At 72.6% G+C, this 25754-nt stretch carries 26 protein-coding genes; 12 read left to right on the forward strand and 14 right to left on the reverse strand.

The window, feature by feature from the left end; translation table 11 throughout:
- Nucleotides 1-35: 35 nt before the first annotated feature.
- The 3 genes from ACFYPS_RS19165 to ACFYPS_RS19175 are packed head-to-tail and all read right to left on the reverse strand — an operon-like array spanning nucleotide 36 to nucleotide 2744.
- Nucleotides 36-1001 (reverse strand): TIGR03885 family FMN-dependent LLM class oxidoreductase, encoded by a 966-nt coding sequence (locus ACFYPS_RS19165; RefSeq protein WP_354964080.1) that lies wholly within the window; start codon nucleotides 999-1001, stop codon nucleotides 36-38.
- Between the two features lie 54 nt (nucleotides 1002-1055).
- Nucleotides 1056-2468 carry an NADP-dependent succinic semialdehyde dehydrogenase gene (locus ACFYPS_RS19170; RefSeq protein WP_354964079.1) on the reverse strand — a complete coding sequence of 471 codons (1413 nt, stop codon included), beginning with the start codon at nucleotides 2466-2468 and terminating at the stop codon, nucleotides 1056-1058.
- Between the two features lie 12 nt (nucleotides 2469-2480).
- Entirely contained in the window at nucleotides 2481-2744 is a 264-nt protein-coding gene (locus ACFYPS_RS19175; protein WP_089016751.1) for a DUF6343 family protein, read from the reverse strand.
- Nucleotides 2745-2985: 241 nt separating this feature from the next.
- Here ACFYPS_RS19175 and ACFYPS_RS19180 point away from each other — a divergent pair, with 241 nt between their 5' ends.
- Nucleotides 2986-3837, forward strand: a complete 852-nt coding sequence (locus ACFYPS_RS19180) for a GDSL-type esterase/lipase family protein (RefSeq protein ID WP_387325851.1) — start codon at nucleotides 2986-2988, stop codon at nucleotides 3835-3837.
- 28 nt (nucleotides 3838-3865) lie between these two features.
- Here the strand turns inward: ACFYPS_RS19180 and ACFYPS_RS19185 are convergent, their stop codons facing one another.
- The 3 genes from ACFYPS_RS19185 to ACFYPS_RS19195 all read right to left on the reverse strand — a co-directional run bounded on the left by ACFYPS_RS19185 (nucleotide 3866) and on the right by ACFYPS_RS19195 (nucleotide 5751).
- Entirely contained in the window at nucleotides 3866-4612 is a 747-nt protein-coding gene (locus ACFYPS_RS19185) for an EcsC family protein (RefSeq protein ID WP_354964077.1), read from the reverse strand.
- Nucleotides 4613-4649: 37 nt separating this feature from the next.
- The gene (locus tag ACFYPS_RS19190) at nucleotides 4650-4796 is read right to left on the reverse strand and encodes a hypothetical protein (protein ID WP_354964076.1); all 147 of its coding nucleotides are present in this window, start codon (nucleotides 4794-4796) and stop codon (nucleotides 4650-4652) included.
- Nucleotides 4797-4902: 106 nt separating this feature from the next.
- Complete coding sequence (locus ACFYPS_RS19195; RefSeq protein ID WP_354964075.1) at nucleotides 4903-5751, reverse strand: peptidase M23; 849 nt, start codon at nucleotides 5749-5751, stop codon at nucleotides 4903-4905.
- A gap of 419 nt (nucleotides 5752-6170) precedes the next feature.
- Between ACFYPS_RS19195 and ACFYPS_RS19200 the strand changes: the two genes are divergently transcribed.
- Genes ACFYPS_RS19200 through ACFYPS_RS19210 form a run of 3 tightly spaced genes read left to right on the forward strand, consistent with a single transcriptional unit; the run spans nucleotide 6171 to nucleotide 8263 of the window.
- On the forward strand, nucleotides 6171-7091 hold the full coding sequence (locus tag ACFYPS_RS19200) for a PAC2 family protein (protein WP_354964074.1): 921 nt from the start codon (nucleotides 6171-6173) through the stop codon (nucleotides 7089-7091).
- A gap of 37 nt (nucleotides 7092-7128) precedes the next feature.
- Complete coding sequence (locus ACFYPS_RS19205) at nucleotides 7129-7926, forward strand: exodeoxyribonuclease III (protein WP_354964073.1); 798 nt, start codon at nucleotides 7129-7131, stop codon at nucleotides 7924-7926.
- A gap of 19 nt (nucleotides 7927-7945) precedes the next feature.
- A complete protein-coding gene (locus tag ACFYPS_RS19210) occupies nucleotides 7946-8263 on the forward strand; it encodes an antibiotic biosynthesis monooxygenase (protein WP_354964072.1) in 318 nt (105 codons plus the stop codon).
- Between the two features lie 117 nt (nucleotides 8264-8380).
- Here the strand turns inward: ACFYPS_RS19210 and ACFYPS_RS19215 are convergent, their stop codons facing one another.
- Entirely contained in the window at nucleotides 8381-9103 is a 723-nt protein-coding gene (locus ACFYPS_RS19215; RefSeq protein ID WP_354964071.1) for a class F sortase, read from the reverse strand.
- 7 nt (nucleotides 9104-9110) lie between these two features.
- Nucleotides 9111-9731: a hypothetical protein gene (locus tag ACFYPS_RS19220; protein WP_354964329.1), complete on the reverse strand. Its 621-nt coding sequence runs from the start codon at nucleotides 9729-9731 to the stop codon at nucleotides 9111-9113.
- A 130-nt stretch (nucleotides 9732-9861) separates the two neighbouring features.
- On the opposite strand from ACFYPS_RS19220, the gene trmB reads away from it, so the two are divergent.
- Entirely contained in the window at nucleotides 9862-10560 is a 699-nt protein-coding gene (gene trmB / locus ACFYPS_RS19225; RefSeq protein ID WP_354964070.1) for a tRNA (guanosine(46)-N7)-methyltransferase TrmB, read from the forward strand.
- A 59-nt stretch (nucleotides 10561-10619) separates the two neighbouring features.
- The gene (locus tag ACFYPS_RS19230; RefSeq protein WP_354964069.1) at nucleotides 10620-13133 is read left to right on the forward strand and encodes a DUF3516 domain-containing protein; all 2514 of its coding nucleotides are present in this window, start codon (nucleotides 10620-10622) and stop codon (nucleotides 13131-13133) included.
- A 64-nt stretch (nucleotides 13134-13197) separates the two neighbouring features.
- Here ACFYPS_RS19230 and ACFYPS_RS19235 read toward each other — a convergent pair whose 3' ends face one another.
- Nucleotides 13198-13917, reverse strand: a complete 720-nt coding sequence (locus ACFYPS_RS19235) for an MBL fold metallo-hydrolase (RefSeq protein WP_354964068.1) — start codon at nucleotides 13915-13917, stop codon at nucleotides 13198-13200.
- Between the two features lie 115 nt (nucleotides 13918-14032).
- On the opposite strand from ACFYPS_RS19235, the gene ACFYPS_RS19240 reads away from it, so the two are divergent.
- From ACFYPS_RS19240 to ACFYPS_RS19255, 4 genes are all read left to right on the forward strand, one after another.
- Nucleotides 14033-14611: a TetR/AcrR family transcriptional regulator gene (locus ACFYPS_RS19240; RefSeq protein WP_354964067.1), complete on the forward strand. Its 579-nt coding sequence runs from the start codon at nucleotides 14033-14035 to the stop codon at nucleotides 14609-14611.
- 124 nt (nucleotides 14612-14735) lie between these two features.
- Complete coding sequence (locus ACFYPS_RS19245) at nucleotides 14736-15380, forward strand: hypothetical protein (RefSeq protein ID WP_354964066.1); 645 nt, start codon at nucleotides 14736-14738, stop codon at nucleotides 15378-15380.
- Between the two features lie 196 nt (nucleotides 15381-15576).
- Complete coding sequence (locus ACFYPS_RS19250; protein WP_354964065.1) at nucleotides 15577-15771, forward strand: hypothetical protein; 195 nt, start codon at nucleotides 15577-15579, stop codon at nucleotides 15769-15771.
- Entirely contained in the window at nucleotides 15747-16484 is a 738-nt protein-coding gene (locus tag ACFYPS_RS19255; RefSeq protein ID WP_354964064.1) for a hypothetical protein, read from the forward strand. Before ACFYPS_RS19250 ends, ACFYPS_RS19255 begins: the two co-directional genes overlap by 25 nt.
- A 113-nt stretch (nucleotides 16485-16597) precedes the next feature.
- Here ACFYPS_RS19255 and ACFYPS_RS19260 read toward each other — a convergent pair whose 3' ends face one another.
- The 4 genes from ACFYPS_RS19260 to ACFYPS_RS19275 are packed head-to-tail and all read right to left on the reverse strand — an operon-like array spanning nucleotide 16598 to nucleotide 20577.
- On the reverse strand, nucleotides 16598-17545 hold the full coding sequence (locus ACFYPS_RS19260) for an iron-siderophore ABC transporter substrate-binding protein (protein WP_354964063.1): 948 nt from the start codon (nucleotides 17543-17545) through the stop codon (nucleotides 16598-16600).
- On the reverse strand, nucleotides 17545-18411 hold the full coding sequence (locus ACFYPS_RS19265; protein WP_354964062.1) for an ABC transporter ATP-binding protein: 867 nt from the start codon (nucleotides 18409-18411) through the stop codon (nucleotides 17545-17547). Before ACFYPS_RS19265 ends, ACFYPS_RS19260 begins: the two co-directional genes overlap by 1 nt.
- 16 nt (nucleotides 18412-18427) lie before the next feature.
- Nucleotides 18428-19534 carry an iron ABC transporter permease gene (locus tag ACFYPS_RS19270; RefSeq protein ID WP_354964061.1) on the reverse strand — a complete coding sequence of 369 codons (1107 nt, stop codon included), beginning with the start codon at nucleotides 19532-19534 and terminating at the stop codon, nucleotides 18428-18430.
- On the reverse strand, nucleotides 19531-20577 hold the full coding sequence (locus ACFYPS_RS19275; protein WP_354964060.1) for an iron ABC transporter permease: 1047 nt from the start codon (nucleotides 20575-20577) through the stop codon (nucleotides 19531-19533). The genes ACFYPS_RS19270 and ACFYPS_RS19275 overlap by 4 nt, the downstream gene beginning before the upstream one ends.
- Before the next feature lie 140 nt (nucleotides 20578-20717).
- On the opposite strand from ACFYPS_RS19275, the gene ACFYPS_RS19280 reads away from it, so the two are divergent.
- Entirely contained in the window at nucleotides 20718-21077 is a 360-nt protein-coding gene (locus ACFYPS_RS19280) for a YciI family protein (RefSeq protein ID WP_354964059.1), read from the forward strand.
- A gap of 21 nt (nucleotides 21078-21098) precedes the next feature.
- Here ACFYPS_RS19280 and ACFYPS_RS19285 read toward each other — a convergent pair whose 3' ends face one another.
- Nucleotides 21099-21554, reverse strand: coding sequence for a cytidine deaminase (locus tag ACFYPS_RS19285; RefSeq protein ID WP_354964058.1), 456 nt, complete (start codon nucleotides 21552-21554; stop codon nucleotides 21099-21101).
- 119 nt (nucleotides 21555-21673) lie between these two features.
- On the opposite strand from ACFYPS_RS19285, the gene hrpA reads away from it, so the two are divergent.
- Nucleotides 21674-25750: an ATP-dependent RNA helicase HrpA gene (hrpA, locus tag ACFYPS_RS19290; protein ID WP_354964057.1), complete on the forward strand. Its 4077-nt coding sequence runs from the start codon at nucleotides 21674-21676 to the stop codon at nucleotides 25748-25750.
- Nucleotides 25751-25754 lie beyond the last annotated feature (4 nt).

Raw genomic sequence — 25754 nt, forward strand, 5'->3', positions numbered from 1 at the left:
CAGAAGCCTAGGGGTCCCAGGTAGTGGACCCCTGGTCAGCCGGCCGGGCGCAACTTCGGCAGCACCTCGGCGCCGAACGCGTCGATGAACCCGCGCTGCTCCTGCCCGACGTGGTGCAGGGCGATCTGGTCGAACCCGAGTTCCGCGTACTCCTCCAGCCAGCCCACGTGCCGGCCCAGGTCGGCCGAGACGTTCACGACCTCCGCGACCCGTTGCGGTGGCAGGTCGGCCGAGACCACGTCGAAGTGCTCGACGGTCTCCAGGTCCCAGCAGACCGGCGGGGCGAAGACGTTGCTGCGCCACTGGTCGTACGCGAGCGCCTCGGACTGCGCCTGCTCCGGCGCCCAGCTGACGTGCACCTGCAGGTGCAGTGGGCCGCGCCCGCCGGCGTCCCGGTACGCGTCGATCATCTCGCGCAGGTGCGCCACCGGCGCGTTCACGGTGATCAGACCGTCCGCCCACTTGGCGCACCAGCGGGCGGTGGCCACGCTGACCGCGGCGCCGACCAGTGCGGGCGGCTGCTCGGGCCGGGTCCACAGCCGGGCCCGGTCCACCCGGACCAGGCCGTCGTGGCTGACCTCCTCGCCGGCCAGCAGCGCCCGGATCACGTCGACGCACTCGCGCAGCCGGGCCGCGCGTACGTCCTTGCGCGGCCACGGGTCGCCGGTGATGTGCTCGTTGCTGGCCTCACCGGTGCCCAGCGCGGCCCAGAACCGACCCGGGTACATCGCGCCGAGGGTGCCGATCGCCTGCGCGATGATCGCCGGGTGGTAGCGCTGGCCGGGGGCGTTGACCACACCGAACGACATGCCGGTGGCCTGCAACGCGGCCCCCAGCCAGGACCAGGCGAAGCCGGATTCGCCCTGCCGGGCGCTCCACGGGGAGAAGTGGTCGGAGCACATGGCGGCGTCGAAGCCGGCCCGTTCGGCGTGCAGCACCGCCTCCAACAGGGCACGCGGACCGATCTGCTCGTGCGAGGCGTGAAATCCGAACAGCGTCATGCCGGCACTTCCTACCCGCGACCGCCCCCGCTGATGCCTGCAAGGAACCGCGGGCTACTCGGCGTGCGCGCCGGCGCCGGCCGAGGCCGCGCCCTGTCCCACCCAGACCGTCTTGGTGTTGCAGAACTCCCGCATGCCCAGCGCGGACAGCTCTCGGCCGTAGCCCGAGTTCTTCACGCCACCGAACGGCAGCTCCGGGAAGGAGGTGGTCATGCCGTTGATGAAGACGTTGCCGGCGTCCAGGTCGGTGGCGAAGCGTTCCTGCTCGGCCTCGTCCCGGGTCCACGCGTTCGAGCCGAGCCCGAAGGAGGTGCCGTTGGCCACCTCGATCGCCTCCTCGTACGACGACACCCGGTACAGGCCGGCGACCGGGCCGAAGACCTCCTCGCGCCACATCCGCATCTCCGGAGTGAGGTCGGTGACCACAGTCGGCGGATAGAACCAGCCGTCACCGGCCGGCAACTCGCCGCCGCAGAGCACGGTCGCGCCGTTGTCCACCGCGTCGCGTACCTGAGCGTGGACCTCGTCGCGACCGCTCTGGCTGGCCAACGGCCCCACGTCGGTGTCCTGGTCCATGGGGTCGCCGACCCGCAAGGCGGCCATGTTCGCGGCGAACTTCTCGGCGAAGGCGTCGAAGACGTCGGTGTGCACGATGAACCGCTTCGCCGCGATGCAGGACTGGCCGTTGTTCTGGCAGCGGGCGGTGGTGGCCACCTCGGCGGCCCGGTCCACGTCGGCCGAGGGCATCACCACGAACGGGTCGCTGCCACCGAGTTCGAGCACGGTCTTCTTCAGCTCCCGGCCGGCGACCTGGGCGATTGACCGGCCGGCGCGCTCGCTACCGGTGAGCGTGGCGGCGCGTACCCGGGGGTCGCTGAGGATCCGGTCGACGGCCTCCGAGCCGACGAGCACGGTGGTGAACGCGCCCTCCGGGAAGCCGGCCCGACGGAACACGTCCTCCAGCAGCAGCGCGGTCTGCGGCACGTTCGAGGCGTGCTTGAGCAGGCCGGTGTTGCCGGCCATCAGCGCCGGCGCGGCGAAGCGCATCACCTGCCAGAGCGGGAAGTTCCACGGCATCACGGCGAGCACCGGGCCGATCGGTTGGTAGCGGATGAACGCCCGGGTCGCCGTCACCGCCTTGGCGTCGGCCGGCTCGTCGGCGAGGAACGAGGGCGCCCGGTCGGCGTAGAACCGGCAGGCCGAGGCGCACTTGGTCACCTCGGCCTGTGCCGCGACGTACGTCTTGCCCATCTCGGTCGTCATGATCCGGGCGATCTCGTCCCGGTCGGCCTCCAGCAGGTCGGCCGCGGCGTGCATCCACCGTGCACGCTGGTCGACGGTGGTCTCGCGCAGCTGCTGGTACGCGAGGTCGGTGCGTTCGATGGCGGCGTCGAGCTGCTCGGTGGACATCGCTTCGTAGGTCTTGAGCACCTGTCCGGTGGCCGGGTTGGTGGTGGCGATGGGCATCTCGTCCTCCTGTCACTCGAACAGTGAGTGCCGGACGCCCGGCTGCTCGCGGCGGCGGGCGGCGCGGCGGCGCTGGATCACGACCAGGTCGACCACGGCGACCACGGCGAAGATCGCGCAGAGCACGCCGAGCCAGGCGAGGTCGGCCCAGAACGCCAGCACCGCGAAGAGCACCATGATCACCAGTCCGAAGCCGGCGAGGGTGAGCCGGAGGTTCAGCGCGCTGTACGCGTGGCCGACCGTGCCACGGGCGCGCCGGGGCTGCGATCTCGTCATACCTCCCGACCTACCCCAGATCGCCTGTGTTAACCGGCTGGCGTTCTTCCCATGGCCCGCAACGCCGGGGTGGCGATCATCCAACCGTCCCGCAAGGCGGCCCCCGGCGGCATGCACCTAGCACGCCGCAGGCGGTCGCGCCGCCGCTCTACCGCATACCCGACAGCAACTTCCCGATGAACCGCTTCCTACGCATAGAGTTACCGCTCTGTCGCTCTGTGCTGTGAAGACGGGGGATGTCATGCCTCGACGCTGGGTCACCGCGCTGGCCTGTCTCGCGGCGCTGGTCGCGCTGGCGTGCGAGGGCGGCACCTCGGCGAGCCCCCGCCCCACCAACGACACCCCGAAGCCCGGTGGCCCCGGTGGCATCGCCGCGCTCGGCGACTCGATCAGCACCGGCTTCGCCTCCTGCCTGGTGCTCACCTCCTGCGAGTGCAACTCCTGGTCGACCGGGGACGGCCTGCGGGTACGCAGCCTCTACCGGCGGCTGCTCGACCAGGACTCCGCGATCCGCGACCGGACGTACAACCACGCCCGGCCGGGGGCCCGCGCCGACGCGCTGGAGGGCCAGGCGAAGGCTGCGGTACGCGACCGCGCCGACTACGTCGCCGTGTTGATCGGGACCAACGACGTCTGCCGGGGTGGGATCGACGCGATGACACCGGTGGCGCAGTTCCGGGCCGACGTCGACCGGGGCCTGCGGGTGCTGCGGACCGGCCGACCGAAGGCCCGGGTGCTGGTGGTGAGCATTCCCGACCTGTACCGGCTCTGGGAGGTCGGGCACGGCGACCCGCGCGCGGTGCGCGCCTGGCGGCGGGGTGTCTGCCCCGCTCTGCTGGCCGACGCGACCTCGACGGCACCCGCGGACCGCGCCCGCCGGGCCGCCGTCCGCGAGCGGATCGACGCCTACAACGCCCAACTGGTGGCCGCCTGCCGGGCGTACGGGTCGCGCTGCCGGCACGACGGCGGCGCGGTGCACAAGGTCCGGTTCACCCTGGACCTGCTGAACCCGCTGGACTGGTTCCACCCCAACGCCGGCGGGCAGGGACGGCTCGCCGAGGTCACCTGGCGCGCCTCGGGCCTGGCCGACTGACTGGCCGGACGCGCCCGCGAGCGGTGGGTCAGGGGCGGCGGGGCTCCGGCAAGCTCGCACCGCGCGGGCGGTAGAGCGCACGGGATCGCTCCGCGAGATCCCTGGTGGCCGACGAGTTGGCCCAGGTGCCGAGCACGATCGCCGCGCCGGGCACGATCTTGGCCACCATCCGCTTGGCCGCCCGGACGCCGGCCATCTGGGCCAGCCGCACGCCGAGTCGCAGCATGACGTGGCCGAGTGGACGCTGGCCGCCCAGGCCGAAGAGCGCGTCGGCGCGTTCCCGGCCGGCGGCCACCCCGAGCGCCAGTCGGGCACTCTCGGCGACCTTGTGCACCCGCTGGAGCACCAGCAGGTCTGTGGCCCGGTCGGTGTGCAACGGGTCGACGTCGTACGCGGCGGCGATGTGCAGCACCATCCGCGCCTGGGTCCAGGCCAGCACACCCACGTCGAGCACGGCGCCGGGCAGCCCGGCCGCGCCGGAGACGGCCCCGGAGAGGCGGGCCAGATTGAGGAACTTGCGGGCCGCCTGGTCCGCAAGGACGTCGGCGGAGACGCCAGCCTGATCAGCCCGGGCCCGGGCTGCCCACTGGACGGCCTCCGGCCCGAGCCGGCGCACCGCCTCCAGGGCGAGGTGCTCCGGGGCGTACTGCGGATCCGCGCGCATCCGGTCCCAGAGCCGGGCAGGCGGCCCCTCGGGGGCGTCCATCGGCAGGTTGGCGGACGGTTGGGGGGTGGGCGCGGCGGGCTGGCCGCCGACGGGTGGGGTGTCTGTCACCGGGTCTCCCCAGGGGTCGGTACGGCCGGTGGAACGGTCAGCGGCGGCGGTTGGACAGCCGGGCCGCCAACCCCTTGAGCTTCTGCTGGTTGCTGGGCTTGGCCAGCTCGCGCCGACCCCGGTCGACCAACTGCTGCCCCTTGGGTGATCTCAGGAACATGCTGATCCGCTGCATCAGTGACATGACGTCCTCCTGTCGGTGATCCCGCTGTCATGTGTACCCCGAACCCGCAACGGATGTACCCGGGACCCGACAGGCTCAACCCCAACCGTCCATAGTGGCCGGTAGGTTACCGCCCGGCCGGCACGATCGCGTCGACGACCCGGTTGGCCCGCCACTCGTGCTGCTGGTAGTGCTCGGGATACGCGGAGACCTGCACCGCCTGGGCGGCATCGGTGAGCCGCATCTGCTGCCAGCCGGGCACCTGCTCCAGCGCGCTGAGGAACTGGCTGGTGGCGAACTCGGGGTCCATCAGCCGGCTCACCGGGCCCCAGCCGCTGCTGGAGCGCTGCTGGAACAGTCCGACGGAATCGTGGTCCCAACCGACGCCCTGGTGCGGATAGTCCTGCGACTCGGGCAGCACGCCGCTGGCCACGTTGTACAGGTTGCTCTCCTGCATGGCCGTGGCCACCGCGATCACCAGGCCGCGGCGGGGCACGCCCATCTTGCGGCCGGTGCGGACGATCGCCTCGGCGTTCTCCATCTGGTCCTCATCCAGCCCGGCGACGGGGGCCGGGTCGGTCGGCCGCGCCGGGGCGGCCTTGCGCGCCGACCGGGTGGTGTCCGGGTCGGCGGCGGACGGGGTGGCGGTGGGCGTGGCCGGGACGGCGGCCCGGTCGAGACCACGGGAGGCATGCTGCTGCTCGGCACGCTGCACCAGCTCCGAGCTTCCGGCGAGCGAATCGGAGCGCACCGCGCCAGCGCTCTCGTCGCGGACCTGCGCGACGGCGGCCAGGCCGAGGCAGCAGACCACGCCGGTGGCGAGCGCCACCTGTGCCCGGCGTCGATCCGTCAGGTCCCGGGCGTACGCCCGGATCCGGCTCGCGGCGGTTGTCCGTTCGGCTGAGGTGCCATCCTCCATATCGGCAGTGGGCCTGCTCGGGGCGTACGGGTCGTCGAGGGTGCCGTCGTCACGCATCAACCGAGGCTAGGCAGGCGGAAACCCCGATCACGCACGGTGATCACGTGGCGCTCGCCACAGATCCGGGCCCTCCCGGTGGACGACCGGGGCGCGTCGACCCGCCCGGGGAATGGACCTCGCGTACCGGATGAAGCCGGCGTCGCACGCAGCCGGGACGGCACGCGACACGGACGGACATCCGACCCCGGGCACCGACATGATCGACAAACTCGGCCTTTGGGCTGAACCACCCTCGGCCGATCGGGCGGCAGGGCCGACCTGGCGGCGTAATCGGGTGATTAGTCCGGTCGCGCCCATCCACCGGGCGACGGATCGCCCCGAGCAGGAATGCACCAGGATGGCGGGTACGTTGCCCGAACCGGGTGCCGTCCGTCGCGTCGGCATCCCGTAGGCACATTCCAGGGAGGTCCGCACCGGTGCTCGACCCACACGAGCTCTACCAGCTCACCGACGATCTGCCCGACCTCGGGCAACCGGTCATGATCCAGGCCCTCACCGGGTTCGTGGACGCCGGCAACGCCAGCCGGCTGGCCCGCGAGCAGCTGCTCACCTCGCTGGAGAGCCGGCCGATCGCCACCTTCGACGTGGACCAGCTCTTCGACTACCGCTCGCGGCGCCCCGTGATGACCTTCGTCGAGGACCACTGGGAGAGCGTCGACGCGCCCGAGCTCGAGCTGCACCTGCTGCACGACGACGACGAGACCCCGTTCCTGCTGCTCACCGGCCCGGAGCCGGACCTGCAGTGGGAGCGGTTCGTGGCCGCGGTCGCCGGGCTCACCGCCCGCCTGGACGTCCGACTCACCGTCGGGCTCAACTCGATCCCGATGGCGGTGCCGCACACCCGGCCGACCGGGGTGACCGCGCACGCCACCCGGCCCGAGCTGATCGCCGGGTACGAGCCCTGGCTGCAACGGGTCCAGGTGCCCGGCAGCGTCGGTCACCTGCTGGAGTTCCGCCTCGGCGAGCAGGGCCGTGACGCGCTCGGCTTCGCCGCCCACGTGCCGCACTACGTGGCGCAGACCGAGTACCCGGCCGCCGCCGAGGTGCTGCTCACCTCGGTGTCCCGCAGCACCGGGCTGCTGCTGCCCGGCGACGGGCTGCGCTCGGCCGCCGAGGTGGTCCGGGTGGAGATCGACCGGCAGGTCGCTCAGACCGAGGACGCCGCCGCCCTGGTCCAGGCCCTGGAGGAGCAGTACGACGCGTTCGCCCGGGGCCGCGGTGAGAAGAGCCTGCTCGCGCCGGACGCCGGCCCGCTGCCCACCGCCGACGAACTCGGCGCGGAGCTGGAACGGTTCCTGGCCGAACAGACCCGTCCCGGCGACACCCCGGGCAGCTGACCCGGCGTCGCGGGGGCGGATGCGGCAGGCTGGAGACATGCGCCTGGCAACCTGGAACGTGAACTCGGTGAAGGCCCGGCTGCCCCGGCTGCTGGAGTGGCTGGCCGGCACCGGGCCGGACGTGGTCTGCCTGCAGGAGACCAAGTGCCCGGACGGCGCCTTTCCGGTGGCCGAGGTGGGCGAGTTGGGCTACACCGTGGCCAGCCACAGCGACGGCCGTTGGAACGGGGTCGCCATCCTGTCCCGGGTGGGGCTGGACGACGTCCGGGTCGGGTTCGCCGGCGAGCCCGGCTTCCCCGAGCCGGAGGCCCGGGCCATCTCCGCCACCTGCGACGGGGTGCGGGTCTGGTCGGTGTACGTGCCCAACGGCCGTACGCCGGACGACCCGCACTACGCGTACAAGCTGGCCTGGTTCGCGGCGCTGCGTGACGCGCTGGACGCGGAACTGGCCGGCGGGCTGCCTCTGGCCGTCTGCGGCGACTTCAACGTCGCCCCGACCGACGCCGACGTCTGGGACCCGGCCGTCTTCACCCACTCCACGCACGTCACGCCGGCCGAGCGGGCGGCTCTCGCCGCGCTGCGCGATCTGGGGCTGAGCGACGTGGTGCCGACCCCCATGAAGGGGCCACACCCGTTCACCTACTGGGACTACCGCGCCGGGATGTTCCACCAGAACAAGGGCATGCGGATCGACCTGGTGTACGCCTCCGCGCCGTTCACGCGGGCGGTCCGCTCGGCGTACGTGGACCGGGAGGCCCGCAAGGGCAAGGGCCCCTCCGATCACGCCCCGATCGTGGTCGACGCCGATCTGGTACCCGTCGTCGAGACGTTCTGAGCCTGGTTAGGGTGAGTGGATGGCAGTTGTGAAGATCAACGCGATCGACGTCCCACCGGGTGCCGGCGCGGAGTTGGAGAAGCGGTTCGCCGCGCGAGCCGGCGCGGTGGAGAACTCCCCCGGCTTCCTCGGCTTCGAGCTGCTCCGGCCGGTGGCCGGCGAGACCCGCTACTTCGTCTACACGAAGTGGGAGAGCGAAGAGGCGTACCAGGCATGGGCCGCGGGTCCGTCCCGCGCCGCCCACGCCGCCGCGCCGGGCGACAAGCCCCGCCCACCGGTCTCCACCGGCGCCAGCCTGCTGGAGTTCGAGGTGGCCCTGCACGTCCCCCAGCCCTAGTCGGTCATTCCGGAGATCGTTTGATCCACTCGGGATCCGCGATGCAGGGGTGTCCGGGCCAGCGGGACACCCCCACATCACTGAGACCGTGTTGAGCAAGGCCGGAGGCAGGCGATGTCAGGGCTTGCGGGAGGACTGGAGGGTGGCGAAGGCGATGACATTGTCGGCGTAGCCGGTGCGGCCGCCGATGAACTGGCCACCGCAGGTGATCAGCCGCAGCCCCGGTGGGCCGTCGTGGCCGTAGATCCGCTCGGCGGGCAGTTGGTCCTTCGGAAAATGCTCGACCGTGTCGATCTTGAACACCACCACCGACCTGTCCGCCCGGGCCACCTCGATGAGGTCGCCGGGATGCAGCTTGCCCAGGTCGTAGAAGACCGACGGCCCGCTCTTGGTGTCCACGTGTCCCACGATCACCGCCGGGCCGGGCTCGCCGGGCGTGGGTCCCCGGTCGTACCAGCCGGTCTCGTTGTGCCGCTCCAGCGGGGGTACGGCGATCGAGCCGTCCCGCGCCTGCCCGACCGGCGCCACCGGCGCGGCGACCTTGATCGCCGGCACCGAGAGGCGCACCGGGCGGCTGGCCGACAGTCCGACCGTCTCGCTGCGGGCCGGCCGGTCACCGCCGGCCGGCGCCCAGTCGAGCGGGCCGACCGAGCGGCCCAGCCCCGCCCCTGTGGCGAAGACGCCGGCCAGCACCAGCACCACGGCCACCGGCACCGTCCAGGGGCTGCGGCCGGGCGGACGGCCGGGCGGACGGCTGCGCCGGGGCGCGACGGCGGTCGGCGGGCGGCCGGCCACCGACGGACGGTCGGCGGGCGGCTGCGAGGGGCGGAAGATCTCCATGGCGGCCTCAGCGGCGGGAGACGCGCGGCCGGCGCAGGGCCACCACGGCGAGGATCAACCCGGCGATGGTCAACGCCGCGCCACCGGGCAGCAGCAGATTGCCGGTCATGCCACCGGCGGCGCCGCCGAAGCCGGTGGCCGGACCCCGACTGGGCTGGATCTTCTTGACCACCTGGAGCATCGTCGAGGCGGTCTCGCCGTCGCGGCACTCCAGCTTGACCCGGTAGTTGCCGGGGCGGGTGCGCTCGCGCACCATCGGCGCGGCGGTGAGCACCCCGCGCTGCGGCTGCACACCGACCGCGCCGAAGGCATCGGAGACCACCGTGGCCCCCACCGAGTTGTCCCGGCAACTGGCCCGGATGCCGACCAGGTAGCCGGGCTGCACCGTGCTCGGGCTCACCTCGACGAAGACATCCACCACCGGGCTGGGCTGGGGTGCGCCACCGGGCGGGCCGGGCTGCGGCGCGCCGAGCGCGGGCGCGGCGAGCACGAGAGCGGCCGTGGGCACGCGAACGGGCGTGGTGTCGGGTGCGCGGGCGGCGGCGTGTGCGGGAGCGGTGGCCAGCAGGAGGCCGGCGAGCATGGTCACCACCGACAGGGTCACGCCGCCGCGGGTCACTGTCACGATGCCCCCTCTCGACGCCGTGCGGCCGTGCCGGGAAGCGGACCAGCCGGCCTGCCGTACCAGTTGGATCCTCTCATTCCCGGTCGCACATCACATCCGATCCGCCGACCGGGTCGCGTACGCTCGGGTCGCTGTGACCGCCACCGACCATGACCCCGCCGCCCCGCCCACGAGCCGGGCGATCCGCACCTTCCACCCCCGACGGGGCCGGATGAGCGGCCGGCAGACCGATGCGCTGGACCGGCTGTGGCCCCGCTACGGCCTGGACGTGTCGGACGAGCCCGTCGACCTCGTCGGCCTGTTCGGCCGCCGGGCGCCGGTGGTGCTGGAGATCGGCTCCGGCATGGGCGACAGCACCGCCGCGATGGCCGCCGCTGACCCGGACCGAGATTATCTGGCGGTGGAGGTGCACACGCCGGGAATCGCGAACCTGCTCGACCTGGTGGACAGCGCCGGCCTGGGCAACGTGCGGGTGGCTCGGGGCGACGCGTTGGACCTGGTCCGTGGCCTGCCCGAGGGCGTCCTGGACGCCGTGCACGTCTTCTTCCCGGACCCGTGGCCGAAGGCCCGCCACCACAAGCGGCGGATCATCCAGCCGGCACACGTGGCGCTGCTGCGCTCCCGCCTGACCCCGGGCGGCCCGCTGCACTGCGCGACCGACTGGGCCGAGTACGCCGAGGCGATGCGGCAGACCCTGGACGCGGATCCGGGGCTGGTGGACGCGTACGGCGGGTTCGCGCCGCGTCCGGCGCACCGCCCGGTGACGAAGTTCGAGCGACGGGCGCACACCGCCGGCCGGCCGGTCGCCGACCTGATCTACCGCCGCCGGTAAGGGTGTCGCGGCGACCCGGTTGGCACCGGGGGGCATGATCCAGGCACCATGGACGGGATATGACGCTCACCGCCGCGCTGCCGACAAGCGCCGACCCCGACACCCTCTTCGACGCGTTCGCCGGTTGGGCGAAGGATCTCGGCCTCGACCTCTACCCCCATCAGGAGGAGGCGGTCATCGAGATCGTCTCCGGCGCCAACCTGATCATGAATACGCCCACCGGCTCGGGTAAGAGCCTGGTGGCGGTCGCCGCGCACTTCGCGGCCCTCGCGGACAGCCGGACCACCTTCTACACCGCGCCGATCAAGGCGCTGGTGTCGGAGAAGTTCTTCGCCCTCTGCGAGGTGTTCGGCGCCGAGAACGTCGGCATGCTGACCGGCGACGCCAGCGTCAACGCCGACGCCCCGATCATCTGCTGCACGGCGGAGATCCTGGCCAATCTGGCGCTGCGCGAGGGCTCGAAGGCCGACGTCGGCCAGGTGATCATGGATGAGTTCCACTTCTACGCTGAGCCCGACCGGGGCTGGGCCTGGCAGGTGCCGATCATCGAGCTGCCGCAGGCCCAGTTCATCCTGATGTCCGCCACCCTGGGGGACACCACCCGGTTCGTCGACGACCTGACCCGGCGCACCGGGCGGCCGACCGCCGTCGTCCGCTCGGCCGAGCGGCCCGTCCCGCTGATCTTCTCGTACGCCATGACGCCGCTGCACGAGACGCTCGAGGAGCTGCTGGAGACCAAGCAGGCCCCGGTGTACGTGGTGCACTTCACCCAGGCCGCCGCGCTGGAACGCGCCCAGGCGCTGATGAGCGTCAACGTCTGCACCCGCGCCGAGAAGGACATGATCGCCGAGGCGATCGGCGGGTTCCGGTTCACGTCCGGCTTCGGCAAGACCCTGTCCCGGCTGGTCCGGCACGGCATCGGCGTCCACCACGCCGGCATGCTGCCCAAGTACCGCCGGCTGGTCGAGACCCTCGCGCAGGCCGGCCTGCTCAAGGTCATCTGCGGCACCGACACCCTCGGCGTCGGCATCAACGTGCCGATCCGCACCGTGCTGTTCACCGGCCTGTCCAAGTACGACGGGGTCCGTACCCGTCTGCTCAAGAACCGCGAGTTCCACCAGATCGCCGGGCGGGCCGGCCGCGCCGGCTTCGACACCATCGGCCGGGTCGTGGTGCAGGCCCCCGAGCACGTGATCGACAACGAGAAGGCCCTCGCCAAGGCCGGTGACGACCCGAAGAAGCGGCGCAAGGTGGTCCGCAAGAAGCCGCCGGAGGGCTCGATCGGCTGGGGTCAGCCCACCTTCGACCGGCTGGTCGACGCCGAGCCGGAGCCGCTGACCTCCAGCTTCCAGGTCAGCCACTCGATGCTGCTGAACGTCATCGGCCGGCCCGGGGACGCGTTCACCGCGATGCGGCACCTGCTCACCGACAACCACGAGGACGCCGCCGCGCAGCGCCGGCACATCCGCCGCGCCATCGCCATCTACCGGGCGCTACGCGCCGGCGGGGTCGTCGAGGAACTGCCCGAGCCGGACGAGACCGGCAGACGGATCCGCCTCACCGTCGACCTCCAGCTCGACTTCGCCCTCAACCAGCCGCTCTCCCCCCTCGCCCTGGCCACCATCGAACTGCTCGACGCCGAGTCACCGTCGTACGCCCTGGACGTCCTCTCGGTCGTCGAGTCGATCCTCGACGACCCCCGGCAGATCCTCTCCGCGCAGCAGTTCAAGGCGCGCGGCGAGGCGGTCGCCGCGATGAAGGCCGAGGGCATCGAGTACGAGGCCCGCCTCGAACTGCTCGACGAGGTGACCCACCCGAAGCCGCTCGCGGAGCTGCTGGAGGCCGCGTACGAGATGTACCGGCAGGGGCACCCCTGGGTCGCCGATCACCAGCTATCCCCCAAGGCCGTGGTCCGCGACATGTACGAGCGGGCGATGACCTTCACCGAGTACGTGCAGTTCTACGGGCTGACCCGCTCGGAGGGCCTCGTCCTGCGCTACCTGGCCGACGCGTACAAGACGCTGCGGCAGACGGTGCCCGAGGACGCCAAGACCGAGGAGCTGATCGACCTCATCGAGTGGCTGGGCGAGCTCGTCCGCCAGGTCGACTCAAGCCTCATCGACGAGTGGGAGCGGCTGCGCAACCCGTCCGACGTGGCGGAGGTGGCCCAGGCGCACGCAGCCCTGACCGACCGGCCGCCGGCGGTGACCCGCAACGCGCGTGCGTTCCGGGTGCTGGTGCGCAACACGCTGTTCCGCCGGGTCGAGCTGGCCGCGCTGCGCCGCTGGGACCTGCTCGCCGAACTGGACGCCGGCGACGGCTGGGACTACGACGCGTGGGCCGACGCGCTGGGTCCGTACTTCGAGGCGTACGACTCGATCGGGATCGGGCCGGACGCACGCGGACCGGCGCTGCTCATGATCGAGCAGGGCCGGGAGCGGTGGACCGTCCGGCAGATCTTCGACGACCCGGACGGCGACCACGACTGGGGCATCAGTGCCGAGGTCGACCTGGCCGCCTCGGACGAGATCGGCGCCGCCGTAATCCGGATCACCGACGTCGGCCAGCTCTGACTCGATGCCGGAGGCGGAACCCGCCTCCGGCACACCACCGGCGTCGGCCTCGGCCCGACTCCGCTCACCGGGCCTCGGCCACCGCCCTGATCCGGCGCACCGCCTCGCGGACGCCTCCGTTCCACGGGGTGCCGTGACCGGGGAGGATCCACGTCGCCGGCAGGTCCTCGATGCGGGCGAGTGAGGCGAGCGCCAGCGCCGGGTCGTCGGTGAACGGCGCCGGCTGCGGGCCCTGGAGGCCGGTCAGCACGTGCCGGGTGGTGAGCGCGTCCCCGACGAACACCGCGTCGGCGACCGGCACGTGCACGGCGATGCTGCCCGGCGAGTGGCCGGGCATCCCGATCACGCGAGGGGCACCGGGCAGGTCGAGCACCTGACCGTCCTCCACGGCGGTCACCTCGGTGAGGTGGGTCGTGCGCATCCCGCCCTTGCGGCTCGCGTACCAGATGAAGCGCGCAGTCGCACCCACCTTGACCTTCCCGAAGGACGCCTTGGGCTTGACCTCGCCGCGGGCGCGGGCGGCGTCCGCACCGTGCACGTAGACCGGCACGCCGTGATCGCGTCGGAGCCGCTCGGCGAACCCGATGTGGTCGGTGTCGCCGTGGGTGAGGATCAGCCCCCGAACGTCGGCGAGCGAGCGGCCCATGCCGGACAGCTCCGCCACCAGCTCCCGCCAGTGACCGGAGAGCCCGGCGTCGACGACGGTCACACCCTCCTCGGTCTCGATCAGGTAGACGGCGACGATGTCGTTGCCGATGCGGTGCAGGTGTGGCCCGAGCTTCATGGGTGCCTCCCGAAGTGACGTCACGTCTCGTATGGCTACGGTACATAGCTATCATGGCTAAACGCTATAGCTATCATGGTGACGGCCGTCGCCCAGCCCCGGAAGGAGCACCCGCATGCCGACCCCCGACCGGACGTCGCTCGCCGACATCATCGAAGCCGCACGCGGCATCCTGGAGTCGGAGGGACTCCCGCGCCTGACCATGCAGGCGGTCGCCGAGCGGGTCGGTGTGCGCGCCCCGTCGCTCTACAAGCGGGTCCGCAACCGCGACGCCCTGATCCAGCTCGTCGCCGAGGCCGTCGTCCGCGACATGGGCGAGCAGCTCAGCGCCGTTGCCAGCAGCGGCGACCCGGGCAGGGACCTCGGCGAGCTGGCCCGCGCCTTCCGCGCGTTCGCCCACGCACACCCGGCCGGCTATCAGCTGATCTTCGCCAACAGCCGCCGGGAGACCCGGCCCAGCCTCGATGCCCTCACCCAGGCCAGCGCCCCCGCCCTGCGCGTCGCCGCCGCCCTCGCCGGGCCCGAGCACGCCCTGGAGGCCGCCCGCATGTTCACCGCCTGGGCCAACGGCTTCGTCAGCATGGAGTACGCGGGCGCCTTCAACCTCGGCGGCGACCTCGACGAGGCCTTCGAGTTCGGCGTCAGCCGCCTGACCGCCGCCTTCGCGCCCCCGAAACCGTCCCGGGCCGACTGACCGCCGGTGGCCGCGAACCGGCACCAATCGGCCCACCCGCTTCGCCAGTTCTCCCGCTGGGCAATGTCAGACCCGTCGATTAGAATGTGTGTACTAATCGAGATCCTGACCTGGGAGGACGCCCGTGACCGCGCCCGCCTCCACGCCCCTCACCCCCTACGCCACACTGCTCGGCTTCACCCGCTACGTCGACCGCAACGGCCCCACCAAGGCAACCTTCGTGGGCGGCCTGCGCAAGCAGCGGGCCAGCCGCTCCGGCTTCAACCCGCACGGCCAGTTCGTCAAGGCCCTCAAGGCCGACATCGCCTTCCACACCGGTGGCACCCACCTCACCGGCGTGGTCGACGTGGTCAAGCCACGCTGGCGCCCGCTCTACCAGGCGCTGGTTCCCGGCGCCACGGCCTGGCTGCACTCCCTGGGCGAGCCGCCCGCCGTCGACCTGGCCCAGACCCGCGACGCCCTCGCCATGCTCGGCGATCTGCCAGTCAAGATCAACCCCCACTTCGGCGTACGGCACGCCGACGGCCGGGCCGAGGCGGTCCGGCTGCACTTCGACGAAACCCCGCCGAGTCCGGAGTCCGTGCTCGCCACCCTGCACCTGATGGCCCGGCACATGGACGCGGTGCTGCCGCACGCCGAGCCGGTCCTGGTCGACGTCCGACGCGGCCAGGCCCACCACATGCCCGCCGACGCCAAGCCCGACCAGATCGAACGCTGGCTGGCCGGCGAAGCCGCCGCCTTCCGCGCCATCTGGTCCACCGCCGCCTGACCCATCTCGCCGGCCGGGGCGGCTGCCCTGCGAGATCACGCTCGATCCCGGATGTAGTGGCCTCCTCTCCTCGGGAGGCCACTACATCCCTGTTCGGGCGAGATCATGGGTGAGTGGGCAGCGGAGGTGCCGAGGCGCGATCCGTGGTTATCCACAGGGGCGGTGTAGGGCACCGGGATCGGTCAGCCTGGACACCATGCCGAAAGCTCCTCGCCGGCCGCCCCAGTTGCGCGGTCGGGTCTTCCGTGGCTCGGTCGCCGTCTCGCAGGGCCTGCTGACCCGCAACGACCTACGCAGCTCCGCGTGGCGGCCACTCTTCCGGGACGTCCACGCCGACGCCCAGGTCAAATTCACACACCTGACCAGGTGCGCCCAGTCGGACGCTGGCTGATCCCGCCCGGCGCGGCCATCGCCGGCAACGCCGCAGCGGCCCTGTACGGCTGCGCTACACCGACTCTGACGGAGCCGGTCGACGTGTTGGTGCCCAGGGACACCCGGATCGGGCCAACCACCGGTCTTCGGATCCATCATGGGGAGATCGACTGTGGCGACGCGGTGGACCGGGCGGGGGTCAGGGTGACCAGCCCGCCGCGAACCTGCTGGGACCTCGCCCGTTGGCTCGATGTGGTCGAGGCGGTGGTCGTCATCGACGCCCTGCTCGCCAACCGGCTCATCGACGTGCCGACGTTGCGCGAGTACGCGCTGAGCCGGGCCGGTCGGCGGGGCTGGCGGTCCCTGCTGCGCGCGGTTGACCTGGCCGACGCGGGTGCGGAGTCACCCCAGGAGTCCCGCACCCGGGTGCGGCTCGTGCTCGCCGGGCTGCCCAGGCCGCAGACGCAGTGGATCGTCGCCGATCAGGGCCGGTTCGTGGCCAGACTGGACCTGGCCTGGCCGCAGTTCAAGATCGCGGTGGAGTACGACGGGCTCTGGCACGACGACCCCGAGCAGTTCCACCGGGACCGCCGGCGACTCAACCGGCTGCTCGGCGACGACTGGATCGTCGTGCACGTGACCGCCAAGCGCCTCCGGGACGACTTCGACGGCTTCCTTGCCGAGGTCAGGGCCGCGCTGCGGGCGCGGTCCCGCTCCCCCTGGGCACCATGATCGTGCTCGAATACGGAAGTAGTGGCCTCCCCGTCAAGAGAGACCACTACTTCCTGGATCGAGCGTGATCACGGCCGCGTGCGGCGCGCAGCGCGTGCGGCACGCGGGGTTGGTCAGGCGGCGGGGAGGTACTTTGCCAGGTCGTCGAGGATCTTGTTGGCGGCGCCGACACCGATGCCGGTCATCCAAACCTCGTCGGCGACCGGGTAGGCCTTGCCGGCCTTGACCGCGCCGAGGCCCTTCCAGAGGGTACCGGCGGTCATCTTGGCCTGCTCGGCGGCGGCCTTGTCGCCGTAGGCGGTCACGAAGATGACGTCACCGTCGACCTCGTTGATCCGCTCGGGGCTGACCAGGTCGAAGCGCTTGTCCTCCTTGTTGGCGAGCTGCTGCCGCTCGGGCCGGCCCAGGCCGGTGTCGCCGATGACGATGCCGGAGAACGAGTCCGGGCCGTACACCCGGATGTTGCCGGGGAGGAACCGCACGATCGACACCTTGCGGGCGGCGGCGTCGCCGAGCGTCGTGCCGAAGTCCTTGGCCCGCTTCTCGTACGCGGCGAGCAGATCCTTGGCCTGCTGCTCGTGGCCGAGCGCCTTGCCGTCGAGGAGGAAGTTCTCCTTCCAGGTGATGCCGACCTTGTCGGTGAACACCGTCGGCGCGATGGCGGACAGCTCGTCGTAGAACTTCTCCTGGCGGAACTTGCTGCCCAGGATGAGGTCCGGCTTCAGCGCGTTGATCGCCTCCAGGTCGGGCTCGGTGAGCACCCCGACCTCCTTGATGCTGGCGAGCTTGTCCGCGCCGAAGTACGTCGGCCAGCTCTTGGCCTCACCGGCGGTGGCGGCGCCGACCGGCGTGACGCCCAGCGAGAGCGCCGTGTCGATCTTGTCGGTGTCGAGCACGACGACGCGCTTGGGCTCCGCCGGGACCTTGGTGGTGCCCATGGCATGGGTGATCTCCCGGGTCTCCCCGGTGGCGGAGCCGGCGACCGGGTCGCTCTCACCGCAGGCGGTGAGGCCGACGCCGAGGGCGACGGCCGCGGCGAGGGCGGCGACGAGACGACGCATCAGAGTCCTTTCGAAGGGTACGAGCCGGCGAGCGGGATGTTCCCGTCGTCGGCGGGTTGGGCGGAGGGGGTGACCGGGCGGGTGGTGGCGCCGCCGGTGTGCGCGGGCACCACCAGGGGTGCCCCGGTCACCGGGCAGGGCACGACCACGCAGGCCAGCCCGAATACGTCACGGACCAGGTCCGCGGTGAGGATCTCCCGGGGCGGCCCGGCGGCCACCACCGTGCCGGCGCGCATCGCGACCAGGTGGTCGGCGTAGCGGGCGGCCTGGTTCAGGTCGTGCAGCACGGCGACCACGGTGCGTCCCCGCTCGACGCGCAGCCGGTGCAGCAGGTCCAGCACCTCCACCTGGTGGGCCAGGTCGAGGAAGGTGGTCGGCTCGTCCAGCAGCAGCGCGTCGGTGTCCTGGGCGAGGGTCATGGCGATCCACACCCGCTGCCGCTGGCCGCCGGAGAGGCTGTCGACCGGCCGGTCGGCCAGGCCGGCCACGTCGGCCAGGGCCATCGCCCGGTCCACCGCCGCGCCGTCCTCCGGTGACCACTGCCGCCACCACCGCTGGTACGGCTGCCGGCCGCGCCCGACCAGGTCGGCCACGGTGACGCCCTCGGGCACCAGCGGGCTCTGCGGCAGCACGCCGAGCCGGCGGGCCACCTCCCGGGTCGGCAGGTCGCGGATGGCGCTGCCGTCCAGCAGCACGGTGCCACGGCGGGGGGTGAGCAGCCGGGCCATGGTTCGCAGCAGGGTGGACTTGCCGCACGCGTTCGGTCCGACGATCACGGTGAACGCGTCGGTCGGCAGGTCCAGGTCGAGCCCGTCGAGCACGGTCCGCTCGTCGTAGCCGGCGACCAGGTCGCGGGTGGAGAGCATCACACGACTCCTTGAGTCACGAGGACCGCCGCCGTCCGCGCAGCAGCAGGAAGATCAGGTACGGCCCGCCGATCGCGGCGGTCAGCACGCCGGCCGGCAGTTGGGTGGGTGCGAACAGGCGTCGGCCGGCCAGATCGGCCAGCACCAGCAGCAGCGCGCCGAGCAGCGCCGCGCAGACCAGCGGCGGCCGTTCGGCCCGTACCAGCCGCCGGGCCACCTGGGGCGCGACCAGGGCCACGAAGTCGACGGCGCCGACCTGGGCGGTGACCATCGCGGCGACGAGTACGCCGGTGCCGGCGAGCCCGATGCGGCGGGCCACCGGGCGTAGCCCGACCCCGCGTGCGGTGTCGTCGTCCAGGGCGGTGCTGTTCAGCGCCCATCCGGCCCAGGCCAGCACCGGCAGCAGCACCAGCAGCGTGCCGGCGATCCAGGCGGCCTCGGTCCAGCCCTTGCCGGCCAGGGTGCCGATCAGCCAGATCTGCGCCCGCAGCCCGTCGATCGGGTCGGCGGTGAGCATGACCACCTCGGTCAGCGCCCGGAAGGCGAAGGCGACCGCGACTCCGGCGAGCACGAACCGCTGCGCGGCCAGCCCGTGCCGGGCACCGAGGGCGAACAGCAGCACCGCGGCGAGCAGCCCGCCCACCAGCGCGGTGGGCGCCACCAGCACCGCGGCCGCCCCGCTGGTCAACGCCACGGTCGCGGCGAGCCCGGCGCCCTGGGTGATGCCGATGACGTCCGGACTGGCCAGCGGGTTGCGGGCCACGCTCTGGATCAGCGTGCCGGCCACGCCGAAGGCCGCGCCGGCCACCGCGGCCAACACGATCCGCGGCAGCCGAAGGTCAAAGACGACCAAATCGTACGGGGTACCCGCCCCGGAGAGCGCGCGCAGAACGTCGGCCGGGGCGACGTACGGGGTGCCCAGGGAGAGGCTGAGCACCACGGCCAGCAGGAGCAGCACGGTCAGCGTGGCGGCCACCAGCACCGCGCGGCGGCGGACCTGCAGGCTGACTGGGCCGATCCGCAGCAGCGACCGCCCGGGCAGCCGGGCGTCGGCGCCACCGGGCGTCGCGTCGACGTCCGGCGCCGTGGTCGGGGAGTCGGGGATGCGGTCGACGGTGGTCACGCGGTCACCACCCGGGCGCGGCGCACCAGCACGGCCAGCAGCGGCGCGCCGATCAGGGCGGTGACGATCCCGGCCGGTATCTCGCCGGGCGGGGCGACGAGCCGGCCGACGACGTCGGCGCCGAGCAGCAGGGCCGGCCCGAGCAGGGCGGAGACGGCGAGGGTCCAGCGGTGGTCCGCGCCGACCAGGGCGCGTGCCAGGTGCGGCACGGCCAACCCGACGAAGGCGACCGGCCCGGCCGCCGCCACCGCGGCCCCGGTCAGCAGCACGGCGGCGAGGCCACCGCCGAGGCGGACCAGGCCGACCCGGTTGCCGAGGCCGCGGGCCACGTCGTCGCCGAGGGCCAACGCGTCCAGACCCCGGGCCACCAGGGCGGCAAGCACCAGGCCGGCGAGGACGAAGGGCAGCACCTGGGCGGTGACCGACAGGTCCCGTCCTGCCAGCCCGCCGACCACCCAGAATCGGTACTCCTCGAAGGTGCGGGCGTCGATGCTGAGCAGCGCGTACACCCCGGAGGCCAGGCTGGCGTCGAGCGCCGCGCCGACCAGCGCGAGGGTGACCGGGCTGGCGCCCTCGCGGGCCCGGGTGGCGATGGCGAAGACCAGCAGCCCGGCGATCAGCGCACCGGCGATGCCGAACCAGACGTACCCGGCGAGCGTGCCGACACCGAAGACGGAGATGGCCAGCACCACGCCGAACGACGCGCCGGCGCTGATGCCGAGGATGCGCGGCTCGGCGAGCGGGTTGCGGGTGAGGGCCTGGAACAGCACGCCGGCCACGGCGAGCGCGAGCCCGACGGCGAGGCCGAGCGCGGTGCGCGGCACCCGCAGCTCGCGGACGATGGTGCTGGCGTCACTGCCGTCCGGCGCGACGAGGGCGTGCCAGACCTGGTCGACGCCGAGTTGCCTGCTGCCGAGCGCGAAGCTGGCCAGCACGGTGAGCAGCAGCACCAGCGCGGCGCCGACGGTGACGGCCACCCGGCGGCCGGTACGCGTGCCGGACCGGTTGCGGGCCGGGGCCGGCCGGGTGGCGAGGGTGGTCACGAGTCTCCTGCACGTTCGCGCTTAGGTTCGCCTTACCTTAGCCGACGTCCTGAGGGTGGCCTAACTGGCGCTCGTCGATCCAGGGCGGGTGACCAGGTCGGACGCCCGCGGCGAGGGGGCGGCCCGCCTAGGGTGGGAGCATGCGATTCGACCAGCACACGGTCGTGCTTCTGGTCCGGCCGGCGGACGCCCCGGAGCTGCCGCAGGACGCGATCGACCGGTTGCAGAACACGCACCTGGCCCACCAGGCGGGGCTCGTGGAGCAGGGACTCGTGCTCGCGGCCGGGCCGTTCCTGCACGGCGACGACGACCGGCTGCGGGGCTTCGTCGTGCTCTCCATCGCCCCGGACGAGGCCCGCGAGCTGTATCACAACGATCCGGCGGTGCGAGCCGGGCAGCTGGCCGTACAGGTGATGAGCTGGCTGGTGCCGGAGGGCAACGTGCGGTTCGAGAGCGTGCCGATCCCCCGCTCGATGCTGGAGGCGGCGGCCGGCGACTGACGCGCCAGGAGCTGGCGCCGGTCAGCCGGCCGCGGCGCTGCGGGCCGCCGGAGGGACCGGCGAGCTGGCCGGCGGCGGCGCGTTCCGCTGCTCATCCTCGACGTGGCGCTCCGGCGGCAGCTCGCCGATCGGCACCACCCGCAGGGCCTCCACCGAGCCGACGATCACCCGCAGCGCAGGGAAGTGGTCCCCCAGCACCTGGCGGCACCGGCCGCACGGCGCGACGATCTCGCGCCCGCGATCCGCCACCGTCACGATCGTCTCCAGCCCGGTGACGCCCTGCGTCGCGGCGGTGCCGACGACGATCAGCTCGGCGCACGTCGCGCCGGTGACGTGGTGGACGTTCACCCCGGTGAAGACCCGCCCGTCGGCGGTCCGAGCGGCGGCCGCGACGGTGTGGTTCTCGCTGCGGCAGCGCAGCTTGGCGACCGCCGTGGCGGCCTGCACCAGCGCGCGGTCGGTGTCCCGCAGCTCCATTCCGTCCCCCAGCGCTCGACGTCGGCCGCCAACTCTAGACCGCCGCGCTGTGCCCGGAGAGCGGCGGCGCGGTAACCCAGGGGCGGTACGCGGCCGGGCTGCCTATCCTTGGGCACGACATGCAGAATCCAGCCTCCTCCGCCGCGACCGATCCCGTCCGCGAGCTGCACCGCCGCCTCTCCCCCCTGATGTTCCGCGACCAGCGCCGGCTCCAGCGACGGCTGGACGGCGCCCGCAAGCTGCGCGACCCGCAGCGCCGGGAGGCGGCGTTGGCCGAGATCACCACCGACCTGGCGCGGGCCGAGCAGCGGATCGCCGCCCGGCGCGCGGCCGTACCCGTGATCACGTACCCGGCGGGGTTGCCGGTCAGCGAGCGCAAGGACGACATCGCCGCCGCCATCCGCGACCACCAGGTGGTGATCGTGGCCGGCGAGACCGGCTCCGGCAAGACCACCCAGATACCCAAGATCTGCCTGGAGCTGGGGCGCGGGGTGCACGGGCTGATCGGGCACACCCAGCCCCGGCGGCTGGCGGCCCGGACGGTCGCGGACCGGATCGCCGACGAGCTGGGCACCGAGCTGGGTGACGTGGTCGGCTACAAGGTGCGCTTCACCGACCAGGTCAGCGACCGCAGCCTGGTCAAGCTGATGACCGACGGCATCCTGCTGGCCGAGTTGCAGACCGACCGGATGCTGCGCCAGTACGACACGTTGATCATCGACGAGGCGCACGAGCGCAGCCTCAATATCGACTTCATCCTCGGGTACCTGCGGGAGCTGCTCCCCCGACGACCCGACCTCAAGGTGATCATCACCTCGGCGACCATCGAGACCGACCGCTTCGCCCGACACTTCGCGGGGCCGCCCACCGCCGACGAGCCGCAGGGCGTACCGGCGCCGGTGGTCGAGGTCTCGGGCCGCACCTACCCGGTGGAGGTGCGCTACCGGCCACTGGTCGAGGTCGCCGAGGGCGAGGAGGACGGCGACGGCGACGGCGACGAGGAGACCGTCCGCGACCAGATCCAGGCGATCGGCGACGCCGTCGAAGAGCTGGCCGCCGAGGGCCCCGGCGACATCCTGGTCTTCCTCAGCGGTGAACGGGAGATCCGGGACACCGCCGACGCGCTAAGCAAGCTGGTGCAGAAGAAGCGCTCGCTGCTCGGCACCGAGATCCTGCCGCTGTACGCCCGGCTCTCCTCCGCCGAGCAGCACCGGGTGTTCGCGGCGCACACCGCGCGTCGGGTGGTGCTCGCCACCAACGTCGCGGAGACCTCACTGACCGTGCCCGGAATCAAGTACGTGGTGGACCCGGGCACCGCCCGGATCTCCCGCTACTCCAGCCGGCTCAAGGTGCAGCGGCTGCCGATCGAACCGATCTCCCAGGCGTCGGCCAACCAGCGCAAGGGTCGCTGCGGGCGTACCTCGGACGGCATCTGCATACGCCTCTACGACGAGCAGGACTTCCTCTCCCGGCCGGAATTCACCGACCCGGAGATCCTGCGCACCAACCTGGCGTCGGTCATCCTCCAGATGACCGCGATCGGGCTCGGCGACCTCGCCGCGTTCCCGTTCATCGACCCGCCGGACCGGCGCAACATCACCGACGGCGTCAACCTGCTGCACGAGCTGGGCGCGCTCGACCCGGCCGAGGCCGACCCGGCGAAGCGGCTCACCGCGCTGGGCCGGCGGCTGGCCCAACTGCCGGTCGACCCGCGGCTGGCCCGCATGGTCGTCGAGGGCGAACGCAACGGTTGCGCGACCGAGGTGCTGGTGATCGCCGCCGCGCTCTCCATCCAGGACCCACGGGAGCGGCCCGCGGAGAAGCAGGCCCAGGCAGACCAGGCGCACGCCCGGTTCGCCGACAAGGAATCGGACTTCGTCGCGTTCCTCAACCTGTGGCGCTACCTGCGGGAACAGCAGCGGGAGCTGTCCTCCAGCGCGTTCCGCCGGATGTGCAAGGCGGAGTACCTGAACTACCTGCGGGTCCGCGAGTGGCAGGACATCGTCGGGCAGCTGCGCCAGGTGCTGCGTACCCCGCAGGAGGGCGACCGGCGCGGCGGACGGCCGGCGCGGGACACCTCGGACGGCGCGGACGCCGGCCGGGGTGAGAGCCGCCGGGGCGGCGCCGATCTGCCGGAGGAGATCGACACCCCGAAGGTGCACCAGTCACTGCTGCCCGGTCTGCTGTCGCACATCGGCCTGAAGGACGCGCAGAAACACGAGTACCTGGGCGCGCGGGGCGCGAAGTTCGCGCTCTTCCCCGGCTCGGCGCTGTTCAAGAAGCCGCCGCGCTGGGTGATGGCCGCCGAGCTGGTGGAGACCTCCCGACTCTGGGGCCGCATCGCCGGTCGGGTCGAGCCGGAGTGGGTCGAGCCGCTCGCGCAACACCTGGTCAAGCGCAGTTACAGCGAGCCGCACTGGGAGAAGAAGCAGGCCGCGGTGATGGCCTACGAGAAGGTCACCCTGTACGGCGTCCCGCTCGTCACCTCCCGCAAGGTGAACTTCGGGCGGATCGACCCGCCGCTGAGCCGGGAGCTGTTCATCCGGCATGCCCTCGTCGAGGGCGACTGGCAGACCCACCACCAGTTCTGGAGTGACAACAAGCGGCTGCTCGCCGAGATCGAGGAGTTGGAAAGCCGGGCCCGCCGCCGGGACATCCTGGTCGACGACGAGACCATCTTCGGCTTCTACGACCAGCGGATCCCGGCCGACGTCGTGTCCGGCCGGCACTTCGACACCTGGTGGAAGAAGACCCGCCGGGACCTGCCCGACCTGCTCACCTTCACCCGCGACCTGCTCGTCAACGACGGCCGGCCGGGGGTGGACGAGGGCGACTACCCGGACGAGTGGCAGACCCAGGGGGTGACCCTGCCACTGACCTACCGGTTCGAGCCGGGCACGCCGGCCGACGGCGTCACCGTGGACATCCCGCTGCCGCTGCTCAACCAGGTGCCGGCGGAGAGCTTCGGCTGGCAGGTACCCGGGCTGCGCGAGGAGACGGTGATCGCGCTGATCCGCTCGCTGCCCAAGGCGATCCGCCGCAACTTCGTCCCGGTGCCGGACTACGCCCGGGCCGCCCTGGCGGCGATCACCCCCGGCGAGGAGTCGCTGCTGGACGCGCTCACCCGGGAACTGCGCCGGATGACCGGGGTCACCGTGCCGCGCGACGCCTGGGAGCCCGGCAAGCTCCCGGCACACCTGCGGGTCACCTTCCGGGTGCTCGGCGACGACGAGAAGCCGGTCGCCGAGGGCAAGGACCTGCCAACCCTGCAACGCCAACTCCGCCAGGAGGTACGCCAGGTGGTGGCGGCCGCCGCGCCGGAGGTGGCCCGCACCGGGCTGCGCGAGTGGAGCATCGGCACGCTGCCGCGCACCATCGAGCAGGTCCGCGCCGGGTACGCGGTGACCGCGTACCCGGCACTGGTCGACGAGGGCGCCACCGTCGGGGTGAAGGTCTTCGACTCCCCGGCCGAGGCGGAGGCGGCGCACTGGGCCGGCACCCGCCGGCTCCTGCGGCTCACCGTGCCGTCCCCGGCCCGGTTCCTACAGGGCCGGCTGAACAACGAGGCGAAGCTGGCGCTGAGCCGCAACCCGCACGGCGGCGTGCAGGAGCTGATCGAGGACGCCGCGGGCGCGGCCATCGACCGGTTGATCGGTGCCGCCGGCGGGCCGGCCTGGGACGCCGACGGGTTCGCGGCGCTCCGCGAGAAGGTCCGCGCCGACCTGGTCGACACCGTGGTCGAGGTGATGGACCGGGTACGCAAGGTGCTCGCCGCCGCGTACACCGTCGAACAGCGGCTCGGCGCCACCCGCAACCTCGCCGTCGTGGCCGCACTGGCCGACATCCGCAAACAGCTCGCCGGTCTGGTGCACGCCGGGTTCATCACCGAGGCCGGGTACGCGCGCCTGCCCGATCTGCTGCGCTACCTCACCGCCATCGAGCGCCGCCTGGACCGGCTGGGCGGCAACCCGCAACGCGACCGGCAGCAGCAGGACCGGATCGCGACGGTGCAGAAGGAGTACGACGACCTGCTCGCCGCGCTGCCGCCGGCACGCCGGCAGGAGACCGCCGTCCGGCAGATCCGCTGGATGATCGAGGAGTTGCGGGTGAACGTCTTCGCTCAGGCGCTGGGCACCCCGTACCCCGTCTCGGAGCAGCGGATCTACCGCGCGATGGACGACGCCGAAGGCCGCTGACGGC

The sequence above is a fragment of the Micromonospora sp. NPDC005087 genome (genome assembly GCF_042872965.1).
Lineage (GTDB): Bacteria > Actinomycetota > Actinomycetes > Mycobacteriales > Micromonosporaceae > Micromonospora.